We start from the raw sequence: 14,775 nt of genomic DNA on the forward strand, positions 1-14,775 counted from the left end.
CCGGGGGCGCTAGAAACCGTTGACACGGCTACAGTTCAGCAGATTAGAGGCCCTTCGCCTCACGGTCAGCCTTGATCTGCGCAGCCGACGGAAGCGTAATGGAACTGGTTGCCATCTGCGCAATATCTACTGCGTGCGCATCCACCGCACCGGGCAGGTAACGTTCGTTATCCTCCAAAGTGCCGTCTTCCTGCGCCTTCTTCTGCGCGCGAGCGTGAGAAATCGAAATGCCGATACTTGCAGCCACCAGCAGAGCAATAGCAACCCAGCGGACCAGGCCGGTAGCCTCACCAAGCATCACAATACCCACAGCCGCCGCAATCGCAGGCTCCAGGGACAGCACCACGCTATAAATATGCGCGGGCAACAGACGTAGCGAAGAAACCTCACCCAGAGCCGGCAGAGCAGAAGCCAGCAGACCCATCAGGCAGCCAATAGCCAGCAGGTTCACATCCTGAGTTACCTTCAACAGGTTATTGCCACTCAGAATAAACGGGAACGGCAGAACCAACAGGGTCGAAACAGCGTTACCCATGACCATGCCACCCATACCCGGGATGAGCGCGCCCACCTTCTCCGTCGCCAGAATGTAGGCGGCACGAGAAATAGCGGTCAGCACCGCAAAGAACACACCCACCAGGGCGAAATCCTCCGGCTTCGCCTGCGACTCAGCCGTCAGAATCGCCATGCCCGTAAAGGACAGAGCAATCCACACCAAATCCAGCTTGCGGCGCGACATAACCGTCGCCAACACCAGCGGACCCATGAACTCAATAGCCACCGCAATCGCCAGCGGAACCTGCTCAATCGCCACATAGAAGAACGCATTCGCGCCGGTCAGGGCAATACCCATGACAACAACAGTCAGCCACTGCGCACGAGTCCACGAACGAATCTGCGGGCGGAAAAACGCCCACATCAAAATGGTGGAGGTCAGCAGGCGCAGAGTCACCACGCCCCAGGGGCCCAAATCGCCCATCAGCTGCTTAGCAAGAGCCGCACCGAACTGCGCCGAAATAATCGCGCCGGTCGCGTACGCAACACCCAGTCCCTGAGTCGCCAGGGGAGAACGCGCAGCATTGGGCGTATGGGTGGAAGAAGTCATAGCAATCCTTATTAGTCCAGAAGAGGTGTCAGCCGCTATCTGTCATCAGGCGCGACCCCGAATCGTCGTGAAACAGGTCACGCACTATGCAAACAATGAATAGTGTGTAATCTACGACAATTTTACGCGCTTTAAAATCCGGCGCAAATAAAGACCAAAACACCTTAACAAGCAGACAAAAAACCACACGCCCTCGGTGAAATTTCACCCCCGCACCCCACCACAACCCCCTATATCCAGGAAATATTCACCCAGCCGTGATTTACTGAGAGCATGCTTGACCCGAAGAAGTCTCTATTCGATGAAGACGGCAACCCCCGTCCCGCGCTAACCACCACCCTCGACAACGTACTGCGCATGCAACGACCGCTCGCGCTGTCCATCGTCAAAAAACTCCGTGAAGCGCACCCCGACGAAACCCCCGAACAAATCCACAAGCGCCTCGACCGCACCTACCTGCGCGATATCACCGCTATCGGCGGCGTCACCGGCGCATCCGCATTCGTGCCCGGCGTCGGTACCGTCACCTCCATGAGCCTGTCCGCGCTCGCAGTTGGCGGCTACCTCGAACGTACCGCCCTCTACGCCCAGGCAGTCGCAGAACTGCACGGCGTGCACGTACACGACGCCGAAACCGCCCGCTCCATGGTCATGGCCATCATGCTCGGTGACGAAGGCTCCCAGCTCATGAACACCGTGCTGCTGCAGACCGGTAAGGCAAGCGGCGTCTCCAACAAGTGGGGCATGCTGCTCGGCAACTCCTCCGGCGGCAAGATGTTCAGCGTCGAGCGCACCATCCGCAATATGTTCATCCGCCGATTCCTGACCCGCCAGACCGGTGCACTGCTCGGCCGTGCCCTGCCCTTCGGTGTGGGTGCAGTCGTTGGCGGCGGCGCAAACCTGACCCTCGGCAAGGACGTTGTCCGCAACACCCGCCGTGCCTTCGGCGACGCACCCGCCTACTTCCCCGCAGAGCTCATGATTACCCCGCGCGCACCCCGCGTACAGGGCGGCGACGGTTCGGAAAGCTCCTCCGGCGTGGCTGGTGCCCTCCTCAAGGGCGTCAAGGATGCAGGTAAGGCGGCAGGCAAGGTCTTCACCCGCGGCAAGGGCCACGACACCGAAACCGGCCACCGCCGCATGCTCGGCCGCTAAACCTTCTGACTAACAGAACACAGCAAAGACCCAACACGCACAAGACCCCGGATCCCTAAACAGGGACCCGGGGTCTTGTGCGTATAAACCGTTAGTAGGCGCTACAGGTTACGCGTTCTTCGCGTGGTCCAGCAGCTGAGCCGCAATACCGTTGTAGGTGTGCGGGGTCAGGTTCGACAGACGCTCCTCAGCCTCGGGGGAGAGGCCCAGGGTTGCCACGAACTCCTTCAGACGAGCCGCATCCACGCGGTGACCGCGGGTCAGCTCCTTCAGACGCTCGTAGGGGTTCTCCATGCCGGGAACACCCGCGATAGCCTCCGCGCGCATCACCATCTGGATTGCCTCGGCCAGAACCTCCCAGTTGGAGTCCAGGTCGGCAGAAATCACGTCGGCCGCGATGTCCAGGCGCTTCAGGCCCTTCACCACGTTCGAGATGGCCAGGACCGAGTGACCGAAGGCCACGCCGATGTTGCGCTGAGCCGAGGAATCGGTCAGGTCGCGCTGCCAGCGGGAGGTCACCAGGGTCGAGCCCAGCGAATCCAGCAGGGCGTTGGAGAGCTCCAGGTTAGCCTCCGCGTTTTCGAAGCGAATCGGGTTAACCTTGTGCGGCATGGTGGACGAACCGGTCGCACCGGCCACCGGAATCTGGCGGAAGAAACCAATCGAAATGTAGCTCCACACGTCGGTGCAGAGGTTGTGCAGCACGCGGTTGAAGTGCGCGATATCCGAGTACAGCTCGGCCTGCCAGTCGTGCGACTCAATCTGGGTGGTCAGCGGGTTCCAGGTCAGGCCCAGGTGCTCAACGAAACCGCGAGAAATCTTCTGCCAATCGGCGGTGGGCACCGACGCATAGTGCGCGGCGTAAGTACCGGTCGCACCATTAATCTTGCCGAGGAACTCGGTCGCCTTCACGTGCTTGACCTGGCGCTTCAGACGGTAGGCGAGCACGCCCATCTCCTTGCCCAGGGTGGAGGGGGTCGCCGGCTGGCCGTGAGTGCGGCACAGCATCGGCACGTCGCGGCCGTCCTCAGCCAGCTTCAGCAGAACATCAATCAGCTCCTCCGCGGCGGGAATCCACACGTTCTCAACGGCGTCCTTGATACCCAGCGCATAGGAGAGGTTGTTAATGTCCTCAGAAGTGCAGCCGAAGTGAACCAGCGGCACCAGGTGACCCAGGCCCAGGCCCTCCAGGCGGCGACCAATGTAGTACTCGACCGCCTTCACGTCGTGAACGGTGACAGCCTCAATCTCAGCCAGCTCCGCCACAGAATCAGCGTTGAAATCGGTCACGATGGCGCGCAGGCCCTTCTTCTGCTCCTCGCTCAGCGGGGACAGACCCGGCAGCACCTCGTGCTCGCACAGGTAAATGAACCACTCAACCTCAACGTGGATGCGGTCGCGGTTCAGAGCCGCCTCAGAAAGGTAGTTGGTCAGGGGCGCGGTCACGGATGCGTAGCGTCCGTCCAGGGGGCCCAGCGCAAGTTCGCCGGTGCCCAGGTCAATACGGCCAGAAGGCAAGAAGGTGTTATTGGTGTGAGACATAGCTCTATTTTTGCATGAATTCGCTGAAAAAAAGAGGCGGGAAGAGCATGTGGACGTGACGGGTGGCTTAGTTAGTTACAGAAATATGACAAAACGAGGGGGCGCGGAGGGAGCATTTTTTGGGTTTTGAGGGCGCAAAACGTGCGAATTTTTCGAAACAAGCCTGAGTTATCCACAGGTTGGCACACTCCACCTGCACGGTCACCGCGGCAGATTTAGCCTAAAACAAACCCGAACACAGGACAGAAATAGGCGCACAAACAACCAGTCCAACCCCCGAAAGGACGCCCCGTGAACACAATCGTCGACACCGCACCGCCTCCCGCACTCCAGCTGCCTCGGATTGAACCAACCGATATCCTCCGCGCAGCAGGGCACATGGGCATCGGCACTGCCGCCGGCCACGCCCTCGCCGAGCAGCTCATGGCAGCCGCCACGCTTGCCCGCGCCAAAGGCGCAGAACTCGCCCACAGGATGCGCACCGAAGCCCAAGAAATCCGCACCGCACACCAACGCGCCAACGAACTCAACGGCGACCACTGGGCATCCGAAGCCGGACGCGCCTACCGGCGACAACTCGAAGAACACCGCGAGAAAATCCGCAACCAAGCCGAACAAGCCGAAAGCGCCGCTGCCATGATCGCCGCCGCAGGTGAAGAACTCGCCAACGACCTCATCACCAAAGCCCAGGCCATCGAAGCCGCCGCCTCCGCGGTAGATAACCTACTCGGCAAAATTGCCGACGGCGCCGCGGACGCACTCGAAAAACTCAACCCCGGCGAAATCATCGCCCGCTCAGGCGTACAAAAAGCCCAGTCAGCACTCGATTCACTCATGCACGTGAACCTGCCCGACGGGCTGAGCTCGCTCATCCGAACCCACTAACCTCACCCTAGGAGAAACCATGCTTACCGGACCCACCGTTGCGCCCATCGGTGACCTCAGCGACTCTGCAGGGCCCACCGCAGGCACTATTAGCGTCGCTCTTGAAGAAATGCCCGCCATTGCCGACGGGCTCGACACCGTCAGCCGTACCTGCGCCGACCGCACCATGCCCATTCTCGGTATCGCCGCCGAAACCAGGCTCTTCCTCGGCATCAACGGACGCGCCCAGCAGGCTGCTGGCCTCTGCGCCGGCCTCGCTACAGACCTAGGTATTAGCGCCGCAAAGTTCGGCGCCACCGCAGCCGCCGTCCGCACCGCCCACAGCTCCTACCTGCAGACCGAAAATATTGTCGCAGGCTGGTTCGAATCCATGGGCATCGCAAAGGACGGCAAACTACCCGACGGCCGCAGCACCCGAGACCGCCTCCGCGGCCTCGTCGCCGGAGAACCCGGTGAAGCTGAATACCTCATCAAGCTCACCATTCCCGAGCTCGGGTACTTCTCGGCCTATTGGATATTGCCTCATTCACCTGTAGCGGCAGCCATTATCTTCGGCTTCACTGCCTACATGGATGCCAAATGGAACCCCGAGATTGCGCGTCAGCGAGCATTTGACCGCCTTGCAGACATGTTGGGCATTCCGCGAGGACTTGCTCGAAAGGCACTGGGAGGTGGCTTATTTAGTATCTTCAGTATCGTCAAATCTGGAATCGATACCTATCTTGGCACTAAGGCTCATAATATTCGGACCGCTTCCGCCGATGCATACGGTATTGCTACGCATCGTGGTGAGAAAAGCCAGCTTTCTGTAGGTGCCAGCTCAGATCGTCTTCTTGCGGCTGCTAAGGCACAGGATCAGGAATTTGAGCATTCCCGGCAAAACCCCTCGACCGCTGAACGTAGTGCCGTGCTCGTCACCGTCATGTACGAAGCAGGGCACGAAGGCGACCCCGCCCATGCCCTGTATGTGGTGAGCGTTCCGGGTACCAACTTTAACTCCTGGGGCGGATCCATCATAGATGTCCCTGGTGCCGAACGCGAAGCATTGGGCAAAGATACCCTGGAAAACCCCGCCTATCAGATGGTTTTGCAAGCCCTCCGCGATGCCGGCGCGCCTCAGGGCGCACGCGTGTACATGGAGGGTTTCAGCCAGGGCGCCATGATTGCCTACAACATGGCGAATAGTACTGAAGTCGCTAAAGAAATCAACATTGTGGGTATCTACGCCCAAGGGGCTCCGCTACGAGGCTTGCCCGCCAAACGCCGTGATTTTGCTGTGGACTACGTGGAAGGAGAAGGAGACTGGGTTCCTGACTCTGCATGGCGAGAAGATGGATGGCATCCTGACGACCGTGATACAGCAATGACCGTCCAGAATCCTGAACATGATGGAGGAAAATATCGAGAAACCCTAGAACGCGAAGGATATAGTGGAGCGGTATTTGGCGGTATGCGTGCCGCAATGGACGGTAAAGAGTACGCGCTGGGGGAACAGAAGGTAACCTCAGCCTCAAGCCTGCCGGATGGTCTGCCTCCCGCTGTACGAGTGGACATAACTATCAGACGTGCCGAGGGCTACGGCGCGGCAGCCCTTGTATCAGGAACGGTGCCTGGTGCCTTGGGTATAGCTGAGTTCGCTGATGAGAAGACAGGCGGGCGTCTGGGGCAAGCAAAGCGTGGCATCGAAGACACCGTCTCAGATGTCCAGCAGGGCATGGAGATTGCCAAGCAGAAGGCCGAGGGTCTTCAGCGAGAAGCTGGAGAATCCGCCTGGGCGGTTGCTGGGCAAATCCCCGCCGTCATCGAGGGTGTCCAAAAGACCATCCCTCATCCCGAGCCGACTCCGCAGGAAAAGCCTCATAGCCCGAAGCCTGCATGGCCCGAAATGCCTGTGCCGCAGATGCCCAAGGTGCCCATCCTACAGGGATACAACCCGCAGCATCTGCCGCCTGCCATCAAGATGCCCGGGGACCTGAGTCGTCCGGAGCCTGCACCCATCAAGATGCCGAGCGACCTGAGCCGCCCTGAGCCTGCGCCCATCAAGATGCCCACTCGAATCGAGGCAGAGGGACAGCTACCGCCTGCAGGTCTGATCCCGCCGGACATTCTGCCCAAACCTGCAGATCTGCATACGCACATCGAAAAGGCTGTTACTCAGCCAATCATCGATCAGCTGCAGCTCCCTAATGCAGGTTCTGTGCTCAAGAATCCTCCAATCTTCGGAGCCGGGCAAGGCGGAGACTACGACGGCGTTGAGTCGCTCATTCCCATCCTGCCAGGCCAGAAGCCGGCGCCTATGCTCCCGCCCAAGAGTATTGACCCGGGATTCCTTGCACCAACTCCGCCCGAGAACATCGATCTCGGGTTCCGCGCCCCAGGCCCTCCCGAGGACCTGACTCCCATCGAGGAGAGTGAACCCCTGATGGTCTAAACACCGAGTCTAAAAGCACCAATCTCAATGGCTCGGTGGAGGGGCGAGTAGAGTAGAGAAGAGAAAAGGAGAGGCGTCGCCGGGAACAACCCCGGTGGCGCCCCTCCATCTTTGCGTACAGCGCTCGCGGCCAGTATCTGCTGCCTGCACAGCTGTAGCTGCGACCTGCTCTCCAGGTGAGAAGCGTTAGCCTCCGAGCCGCCCGCAGGCACATACTGGAACCATGAGCCAGTCAGCTGAACACGCCAACATCCCGGTCCGCCCCGTCTTCAACACTCTGCCCAGCTACGCGGCAGGCAAGCCGCCCGCACCCGTTGAAGGCCTCACCCAGTACAAGCTCTCCTCGAACGAGAACCCGCTGGGCCCTGTACCCGAGGTCGCGCGCGTCCTCGCAGAATTTGTGACAGTGCACCGCTACCCCGACCCGTTCTCCACCGCCCTGCGCCACAAGCTCTCCGCACGACTCGGCGTGGACGCTGACGACATCGTCACCGGTGCCGGAAGCCTCGGCGCGCTCAACCAAATCCTCAAAACCTTCGCCGGCGTAAACGCCGACGGCGTGCAGGACGAAGTCATCTACGCCTGGCGCTCCTTCGAGGCATACCCGATCCTCGTCGGCATTATGGGCGCTCGCAGCGTGCAGGTGCCGAACCTGCCCGACGGCTCACACAATCTGGACGCCATGGCGGCAGCCATCACCGACCGCACCCGCCTAATCCTGGTCTGCACCCCCAACAACCCGACCGGCCCCGCCGTCACCAAAAGTCAGATTCGCGCGTTCTTGGCGAAGGTGCCCGCCCACATCCCCGTGGTGATTGATGAGGCGTACTTCGAGTTCTGCGCCGCCTCCACCGTGCCGGAAGGCGAAGAAGCCCCGCTGAACGGCCTGGATATCTACCGCGACTACGAGAACGTCATCATTCTGCGCACCTTCTCCAAGGCGCAGGGCTTGGCGGGTCTGCGCGTGGGCTACTCGATTTCGCACCCGCAGATTACGCAGCACCTGCGCGTGGCGGCAACCCCGTTCGCCGTGACGGCGCTGGCTGAGGCGGCGGCTATCGCCTCCATCGAGCACGAGGATGCGGTGATGGAGCGCGTGAGTCACCTGGTCGCTGAGCGTGAGCGCGTGACCGCTCGACTGAGAGAGCTGGGCTACGAATTCCCGAGCACTTACGCGAACTTTGTGTGGCTGCCCCTGGGGGAGCGCACGGGTGAGTTTGTGCAGCTGATGTCTGAGCATGCCCTGTCGGTGCGTGCGTTCGGTACCGAGGGTGTTCGCGTGAGCATTGGTGAGGTGGAGGCGAATGACCGTTTCCTCTCGCTCTGTGAGGTCTTCGCGAAGGGGCTCTAGAGCGTCTTGTGAAGGGGTGGGGGTACCCGCTCGACCCTAATTGAACAATGTACTATTTTCCCTTGTCGAGGTTTGTTTGGGCTTTTCAAATGGTTCTCGCGCGGGAAAAATGATGGCCCGAAAAAGCTCTCAATAGTTAAATTAAACCTCCCGTATATTCTCGAAAAAGAATATACGGGAGGTTTAATTTAATGATGTTCAAATAGTGAATGACAGGGCATAATACACTGCGTTATCAGCGTAACTGCCGCGAGATAAAGCCGAAAAGAGTAGACTGGTAACTATATATGCCCAGACCCTCACAGGCTTGCCGGAACACCTCAAACCCTGCACCATCAGGTGAAAGTTGAGACTAAAACCCAAGCCGCTGAGGGCCAAGCCCTCGTCACGTGTGGAGGTTAGATGCACGAGAACGACAAGTACCCCGGAGTGCCCGAACGCATCCAGCTCATGGATGAAAACGGCACCGTACACGAACACCCCACCTACAGCCGGTACATCGAAGACGTCAACGCAGACACCCTGCGCGAGGCATACCGCCTCATGTACACCACCCGCCGATTCGACGACGAGGCAACCGCCCTGCAGCGCCAGGGCCAGCTCGCCCTCTGGGTGCCCAGCCGAGGCCAGGAAGCCGCACAGGTCGGCTCCGCACTCGCCTACGCACCCAACGACTACATCTTCCCCTCCTACCGTGAGCACGCCGTCGCCCTGACGCGTGGCGTGGACTTCCGCGACCTGATCACCATCTTCCGCGGCTCCACCACCCACGGCTGGGACATGAAGGCACACAACTTCCATACCTACACCAAGGTGCTTGCCGCCCAGACCCTGCACGCCGTCGGCTACGCTATGGGTCTGAACTTCGACGCCGACATCGAGGCTGAAACCGGCACCCGCCGCACCGGTCAGGGCCAGGCAACCGACCCCGCCGAGGACACCCAGAAGCCCGCCGTGGCGGTCTACTTCGGTGACGGCTCCTCCACCGAGGGTGACGCACACGAGTCCATGGTTTTCGCTGCCTCCTATAACGCGCCGGTGCTCTTCTTCGTGCAGAACAACCGCTGGGCTATCTCGGTGCCCTTCGAGGTGCAGTCCCGCGTTCCGGTGTCCACCCGCGCCGCAGGCTACGGCTTCGAGGGTATTCGCGTGGACGGCAACGACGTTCTCGCCGTGCTCGCTGCAACCCGCTACGCCATGGAGAAGATCCGCGCCGGCGAAGGCCCCGTGCTGATTGAAGCTGAGACCTACCGCCTCGGCCCGCACACCACCGCGGATGACCCCACCAAGTACCGCACCGATGCCGACCTGGAAGGTCCTCTGCGCCGCGACCCCATGTTGCGCCTGGAGAAGTACCTGCGTGATAACGGCTACGCCGATGATACCTTCTTTGAAGAGGTTGCAGAATCCGCGCAGCAGATCGCATCCGGCGTGCGTGAGGCAGTGCTGAACTCCGAGGTCGCTGACTTTGAGCGTTTCTTCGACCGCGTCTACGTGCAGGAACACCAGCAGGTGGAAGACGATCGCGAGTTCTACCGTAACTACGTTGCAGGCTTTGAAGAGGAGTAAGCATGAGCGAGAAAATTGAACGTTTGACCCTCGCCAAGGCGATTACCCGCGGCCTGGAAGATGCCATGGAAGCCGACCGCACCGTCGTCATGCTCGGTGAGGATATCGGCAAGCTTGGTGGCGTGTACCGTGTGACCGAGGGCCTGCAGGCGCGCTTCGGTAACCGTCGCGTCATGGATGCGCCCCTGGGCGAGTCCGGCATTATCGGCACTTCGATCGGTATGGCGCTGCGTGGCTACCGCCCCGTGCCGGAGATTCAGTTCGACGGCTTCGTGTTCCCCGCCTACAACCAGATCACGAGCCAGCTGGCGAAGATCCACAACCGCACCGATAAGCAGTACACGGTGCCGGTGACTATCCGCATTCCGTACGGTGGCGTGATTGGTTCGGTGGAGCACCACTCCGAGTCCCCGGAGGCGCTGTTCGCCCACACCGCGGGTCTGCGTATTGTGACCCCTTCGACCCCGCACGAGGCGTACTGGATGACCCGCAAGGCGATTGAGTGCCCCGACCCGGTCATTATTTTTGAGCCGAAGCGCCGCTACTGGCTCAAGGGTGAAGTGGACTTTAGCGACACTTCCTTTGATCCGTTTAGCGCCCAGGTGGTGCGTGAGGGTACGGACGCGACCATCGTTGCGTACGGTCCGCTGGTGCCGGTTGCTCTGGCTGCTGCAGAGGCTGCGGTGGAGGATGGCCGCTCGATTGAGGTCATTGACCTGCGCTCGATTTCGCCGCTGGACGTGCCGACCGTTGCCGCTTCGGTGGCGAAGACTGGCCGCCTGATTATTGCGCACGAGGCGCCGACCTTTGGTGGTATGGGTGGTGAGTTGGCTGCGGCGATTACGGAGCGTTGCTTCTACAGCCTGCAGGCGCCGGTGATTCGTGTGGGCGGCTACTACATGCCGTACCCGATTTCCCGCGTTGAGGAAGAGTACGTGCCCGATATTGACCGTATTCTTGAGGCGGTTGACCGCGCTTTTGACTACTAGGCATTCCCTGATCTGACGTATCAGCGTGTTGCGCTATGGCGGGTTGCAAGCCCGCACAGAATATTCCGTATAGGGTATATGCCCTAGTGAGAGGTAAAAATGTCCCAGATTTTCCCGCTCCCTGACGTGGGTGAAGGCCTGACCGAAGCAGAAATCCTCAGCTGGAAGGTTGCCGTCGGCACCGAGGTCGCCATCAACGACGTCCTCGTTGAAATTGAAACCGCGAAGAGCGTCGTAGAACTTCCCTCGCCCTTCGCTGGCACCGTCGAGGCGCTGCTCGTTGCCGAAGGCGAAACCGTTGAGGTGGGCACCCCAATCATCAGTATCTCCGGCGGCGACAACGCACCCGCAACCCCGGCGACACCCGCCGCGGCAGAGGCTGAGTCCGGCACCGCACTGGTCGGCTCCGGCCCCAAGGCGGACGCTGTGAAGCGCCGCGCCCGCAAGCGCCCCGCCTCCGCATCCCAGCCCGCACAGGCTGCTACGGCACCGGTCGCACCGACTGTTCAGGCGCCCGTGGCGCACACCCCCGCCGACTCGGTGAACCGCAACCAGGGCCTGCTGAGCGAGCTGGCTGAGCGCGCCTCCCGCTTTGTGGAGAACACCCCGCTGAACTCGGTGGTGCAGCGTCTGGCGCCCGAGCCCGCAGCGGCTCCCGCACCGACTTTGGCTCCCGAGCAGGTTCCGCACCGCCCGACCCTCGCGCCGCCTCCGGTGCGTCTTGCCGCAAAGGAGCTGGGTGTTGACCTGGCGAACGTGACCGCTACCGGTGCGCGCGGCCAGGTGACCAAGCAGGACCTCATGAACTATGTGGCGCACCTGAGCGATGTGCAGCATAGCGGCGCCCGCCAGCCGTTCTGGCAGCCCGCAGCCACCCCCGGTGACCGCATTGAGCGCATCCCTGTGCGTGGCGTGCGTAAGGCTACCGCGAAGGCTATGGTTGCTTCGGCGTTTAGCGCCCCGCACGTGTCCATCTTCGTGGATGTTGATGCCTCCCGCACCATGGAGTTCGTGAAGCGCTTGAAGAAGTCCCGCCACTTTGAGGGCGTGAAGGTCACCCCGCTGCTGGTGCTTGCCGCCGCGGTCATTTGGGCTGCTGAGCGTAACCCGCAGGTCAACGCGACCTGGACCGATAGCGAAATCCAGATTAAGCACTTCATGAACCTGGGTATTGCTGCGGCAACCCCGCGCGGCCTGATGGTTCCGAACATTAAGGACGCTCAGGAGCTGTCCCTGCGTGAGCTGGCTATTGCGCTGAACAACCTGACCACTCGCGCCCGTGAGGGTAAGACTCAGCCCGCTGAGATGGCGAACGGCACCCTGACCATTACGAACATCGGTTCGCTGGGTATTGATACGGGTACCCCGATTATTAACCCCGGTGAGGTGGCGATTGTTGCCTTCGGTACGATCAAGCAGAAGCCGTGGGTGGTTGATGGTGAGGTTATTCCTCGCTGGGTGACGACCCTGGGTGGTTCCTTCGATCACCGTGTGGTGGATGGGGACCTGTCGGCTCGTTTCATGGCTGATGTGGCTGCGATTCTTGAGGAGCCTGCACTGCTGCTGGACCACTAGGCGGCACATTTGGGCTAGTCAGCACCGTATTGCTGGGTAGCTGAGGCCGTTTAGGATACAGATATTTAGATACAGAAAACCTCCGGTACCTTACACAAGGTACCGGAGGTTTTCTGTATTCTCTAACGCCGAGGTGCGCGCTTAGAAACCTAAGTTAGGCGTCCTCGCGTGCCACCTGGTCGCTCGGATACTTGTCCACACGGCGGTGGTACAGGCGTCCGCACAGGCCGCCGAGGATAGCTCCGAGGAAGCTCAACGCCAGAACCAGCAGAACCGCGAGCAGGCCGTTCGCGAAATCGCCCGCAATCAGCTTCTGCAGGGACAGGGACGCGACACCGTTCTGGAACAGCTGAGGCGCGAGGAAGGTCGCCAGGGACCCGATGATGAGCGCCATAATCTGCCAGAGCCACACGGCAATGCCCTGCTTCGCGCCGGCGAATCGTGCCATGCGTCCCGCCGCGTAACCGCCCACCAGGTAGGCGAAGAAGATGAGCACGCTCAACGCCACCGCGACCGGCACGGCGTTCGACGCGCCGCTGAAGAGTCGGGAGACCACTGAAGAGTACTCGATGGACTCGCTCTGACCGGTCAGGGCCAGCCACGACTGGATAGCCCACAGGCCACCGTCCATGAGGGAGATGGTAATCAGCCAGCCGAGCAGGCCGGGCAGCAGGTGCATGCGGGAGTAGCGGCTCTTCTGCATGGACAGCGCGGTTGCGGCGGTGAGGATGGGTTCCGAGCCAGCGGCATCACCTGCGGGGGCGGGGATGACGAAGTGGTCATCTGCCGCGGGGGCAGCCTGCGGGGCGTTCGATGCCGCATGTGCGTTGCCGGGTGCGGGTACTTCGTAGCTTGCCGCCGCAGTCGGCGCAGTAGCGGGGGCAGGTGGGGTAGCGGGGGCAGAGGTTGCGCCGCCGCGCACATTATCCGCGCTGGGGGTTGCGGGCTTGTCGAGCCAGCTGAGGTTATCGGTAGCGGGTTCGCCCAAGTCAGCACCGGAGTCTGTACTTTGAGCGGCGCTGTTTGCGGAGAGGAGCGGCTGGGTTGCGGTAGCCGCCTCGGTGAGGGGGCGGGTCGCATCCTGCGAGGACTGTGCCGAAGAGCTCGACTCGCGCGCCTTTTCGTGGGCGCGGCGTGCCGCGTTCAGGTCCTCATCGGTCAGAACCACAGTGGGGTCGTCGGAGGAGAATGCCGCCTCCCACAGGTCACTTTCGGTGGGGGTGGACGCCGCGGCGGCCGGACGCTGCTGCGGGTTGTTGTTCTGTGCGTTCATTAAATCCTTTGGATTCTAGTCCTGGGTGCTGATTTAGCGGTTGCGGTCAGCGTAGAAGGCGCGTGCTTCTTCCAGGGCTTCTGCGGAGTAGGTGTGCGGGTATGCCGGGCGTTCGTTCTCGTCCAGGGTGCGGATGACGCGGCCGGGGTTGCCCACCACGAGGGAGTTTTCGGGGACATCCTTGGTGACGACGGTGCCCGCGCCAATCACGGAGTTCTTGCCGATGGTCACACCGCCCAGGATGATGGCGCCGCCACCAATCCAGACGTTGTCTTCAACGGTGATAGGCTCGCCACCTTCCCAGTATGCGGCGCGGTCGACCGGGTTGAGCGGGTGGGTGGGGGTGAGGAACTGTACGTTGTTGCCGACGAGCACGGTGGAGCCGATGCGAATCGGGCAGACGTCCAGGAAGACGCAGCCAAAGTTGAAGAAGGAGCCGTCACCAATATAGGTGTTCACGCCGTAGTCGAAGCGTGCGCCCGGGCGGATGTGCGAGTGCTCGCCCAGGTGGCCGAGGTGTTCACGGTAGACGTGCATTGCCTGTGCCTGCTCACCGCGTGCGTAGTGTTCTTCGGCGAGGACGGTTGCAGCGTGGATGCGCTTAGTCTGCGCGGCGCATTCGGCGTCGGGCATGTAAGCGGCGCCGGAGACCATGCGGTTGAAGATGTCGCCGTTGGGGCGCTGCGGGGTGTGCATTAGTGGGCTCCTCCCAGAAGGTAAGCAAGTGCGATGATGGCCATTCCGAACAGGATGACGACTCCTCCGGCGATGGCGAATCGTTTGGAAATTTCGCGGAGGAGCTTCTTGAACTGTTCGTCAGTGATGTCTTGCTGTCGTTTACTCATGCTTTAAGTATCCCAGAGTTGCTTGGGTTTACCTTAGTGTTTCGGCGTTTATTGC

12 protein-coding genes are annotated in these 14,775 nt (G+C 61.1%); 7 read left to right on the forward strand and 5 right to left on the reverse strand.

Translation table 11 applies throughout. The annotated features are described in order from the left end of the window. Nucleotides 1-43: 43 nt before the first annotated feature. Nucleotides 44-1,105: an EamA family transporter gene (locus tag HMPREF2712_RS03525; RefSeq protein WP_070819278.1), complete on the reverse strand. Its 1,062-nt coding sequence runs from the start codon at nucleotides 1,103-1,105 to the stop codon at nucleotides 44-46. Between the two features lie 273 nt (nucleotides 1,106-1,378). Between HMPREF2712_RS03525 and HMPREF2712_RS03530 the strand changes: the two genes are divergently transcribed. Then, nucleotides 1,379-2,260: a hypothetical protein gene (locus tag HMPREF2712_RS03530; protein ID WP_049327021.1), complete on the forward strand. Its 882-nt coding sequence runs from the start codon at nucleotides 1,379-1,381 to the stop codon at nucleotides 2,258-2,260. Nucleotides 2,261-2,368: 108 nt separating this feature from the next. Here HMPREF2712_RS03530 and purB read toward each other — a convergent pair whose 3' ends face one another. Continuing rightward, nucleotides 2,369-3,802, reverse strand: a complete 1,434-nt coding sequence (purB, locus tag HMPREF2712_RS03535) for an adenylosuccinate lyase (protein ID WP_049338406.1) — start codon at nucleotides 3,800-3,802, stop codon at nucleotides 2,369-2,371. Nucleotides 3,803-4,093: 291 nt separating this feature from the next. Between purB and HMPREF2712_RS03540 the strand changes: the two genes are divergently transcribed. From HMPREF2712_RS03540 to HMPREF2712_RS03565, 6 genes are all read left to right on the forward strand, one after another. Beyond that, complete coding sequence (locus HMPREF2712_RS03540) at nucleotides 4,094-4,687, forward strand: ABC transporter substrate-binding protein (protein WP_070819279.1); 594 nt, start codon at nucleotides 4,094-4,096, stop codon at nucleotides 4,685-4,687. A 19-nt stretch (nucleotides 4,688-4,706) separates the two neighbouring features. Next, complete coding sequence (locus tag HMPREF2712_RS03545; RefSeq protein ID WP_070819280.1) at nucleotides 4,707-7,118, forward strand: extensin; 2,412 nt, start codon at nucleotides 4,707-4,709, stop codon at nucleotides 7,116-7,118. A 223-nt stretch (nucleotides 7,119-7,341) separates the two neighbouring features. Beyond that, nucleotides 7,342-8,469: a histidinol-phosphate transaminase gene (locus tag HMPREF2712_RS03550; RefSeq protein ID WP_070819281.1), complete on the forward strand. Its 1,128-nt coding sequence runs from the start codon at nucleotides 7,342-7,344 to the stop codon at nucleotides 8,467-8,469. A 402-nt stretch (nucleotides 8,470-8,871) separates the two neighbouring features. After that, nucleotides 8,872-10,038, forward strand: coding sequence for a thiamine pyrophosphate-dependent enzyme (locus HMPREF2712_RS03555; protein ID WP_070819282.1), 1,167 nt, complete (start codon nucleotides 8,872-8,874; stop codon nucleotides 10,036-10,038). A gap of 2 nt (nucleotides 10,039-10,040) precedes the next feature. Beyond that, entirely contained in the window at nucleotides 10,041-11,027 is a 987-nt protein-coding gene (locus HMPREF2712_RS03560; RefSeq protein ID WP_049357344.1) for an alpha-ketoacid dehydrogenase subunit beta, read from the forward strand. Nucleotides 11,028-11,126: 99 nt separating this feature from the next. Continuing rightward, nucleotides 11,127-12,602 carry a dihydrolipoamide acetyltransferase family protein gene (locus HMPREF2712_RS03565; protein WP_070819283.1) on the forward strand — a complete coding sequence of 492 codons (1,476 nt, stop codon included), beginning with the start codon at nucleotides 11,127-11,129 and terminating at the stop codon, nucleotides 12,600-12,602. A 154-nt stretch (nucleotides 12,603-12,756) separates the two neighbouring features. On the opposite strand, the gene HMPREF2712_RS03570 is transcribed toward HMPREF2712_RS03565, so the two are convergent. From HMPREF2712_RS03570 to HMPREF2712_RS09060, 3 genes are read right to left on the reverse strand one after another with little or no spacing between them, the layout of a single operon-like run. Next, the gene (locus tag HMPREF2712_RS03570) at nucleotides 12,757-13,875 is read right to left on the reverse strand and encodes a hypothetical protein (protein ID WP_070819284.1); all 1,119 of its coding nucleotides are present in this window, start codon (nucleotides 13,873-13,875) and stop codon (nucleotides 12,757-12,759) included. A 33-nt stretch (nucleotides 13,876-13,908) separates the two neighbouring features. Next, nucleotides 13,909-14,571, reverse strand: coding sequence for a sugar O-acetyltransferase (locus HMPREF2712_RS03575; protein WP_070819285.1), 663 nt, complete (start codon nucleotides 14,569-14,571; stop codon nucleotides 13,909-13,911). Then, nucleotides 14,571-14,720 carry a hypothetical protein gene (locus HMPREF2712_RS09060; protein ID WP_005504480.1) on the reverse strand — a complete coding sequence of 50 codons (150 nt, stop codon included), beginning with the start codon at nucleotides 14,718-14,720 and terminating at the stop codon, nucleotides 14,571-14,573. Before HMPREF2712_RS09060 ends, HMPREF2712_RS03575 begins: the two co-directional genes overlap by 1 nt. Nucleotides 14,721-14,775 lie beyond the last annotated feature (55 nt).

Source organism: Rothia sp. HMSC064F07 (genome assembly GCF_001837265.1).
Lineage (GTDB): Bacteria > Actinomycetota > Actinomycetes > Actinomycetales > Micrococcaceae > Rothia > Rothia mucilaginosa.

What these genes read in the sequence shown, in the direction of transcription:
- HMPREF2712_RS03530 (WP_049327021.1), top strand. Translation starts at nt 1,379, where the DNA reads ATGCTTGACCCGAAGAAGTCTCTATTCGATGAAGACGGCAACCCCCGT.
- HMPREF2712_RS03565 (WP_070819283.1), top strand. Translation starts at nt 11,127, where the DNA reads ATGTCCCAGATTTTCCCGCTCCCTGACGTGGGTGAAGGCCTGACCGAA.
- HMPREF2712_RS03570 (WP_070819284.1), bottom strand. Translation starts at nt 13,875, where the DNA reads ATGAACGCACAGAACAACAACCCGCAGCAGCGTCCGGCCGCCGCGGCG.
- HMPREF2712_RS09060 (WP_005504480.1), bottom strand. Translation starts at nt 14,720, where the DNA reads ATGAGTAAACGACAGCAAGACATCACTGACGAACAGTTCAAGAAGCTC.
- HMPREF2712_RS03525 (WP_070819278.1), bottom strand. Translation starts at nt 1,105, where the DNA reads ATGACTTCTTCCACCCATACGCCCAATGCTGCGCGTTCTCCCCTGGCG.
- HMPREF2712_RS03550 (WP_070819281.1), top strand. Translation starts at nt 7,342, where the DNA reads ATGAGCCAGTCAGCTGAACACGCCAACATCCCGGTCCGCCCCGTCTTC.
- HMPREF2712_RS03555 (WP_070819282.1), top strand. Translation starts at nt 8,872, where the DNA reads ATGCACGAGAACGACAAGTACCCCGGAGTGCCCGAACGCATCCAGCTC.
- purB (WP_049338406.1), bottom strand. Translation starts at nt 3,802, where the DNA reads ATGTCTCACACCAATAACACCTTCTTGCCTTCTGGCCGTATTGACCTG.
- HMPREF2712_RS03575 (WP_070819285.1), bottom strand. Translation starts at nt 14,571, where the DNA reads ATGCACACCCCGCAGCGCCCCAACGGCGACATCTTCAACCGCATGGTC.
- HMPREF2712_RS03545 (WP_070819280.1), top strand. Translation starts at nt 4,707, where the DNA reads ATGCTTACCGGACCCACCGTTGCGCCCATCGGTGACCTCAGCGACTCT.
- HMPREF2712_RS03560 (WP_049357344.1), top strand. Translation starts at nt 10,041, where the DNA reads ATGAGCGAGAAAATTGAACGTTTGACCCTCGCCAAGGCGATTACCCGC.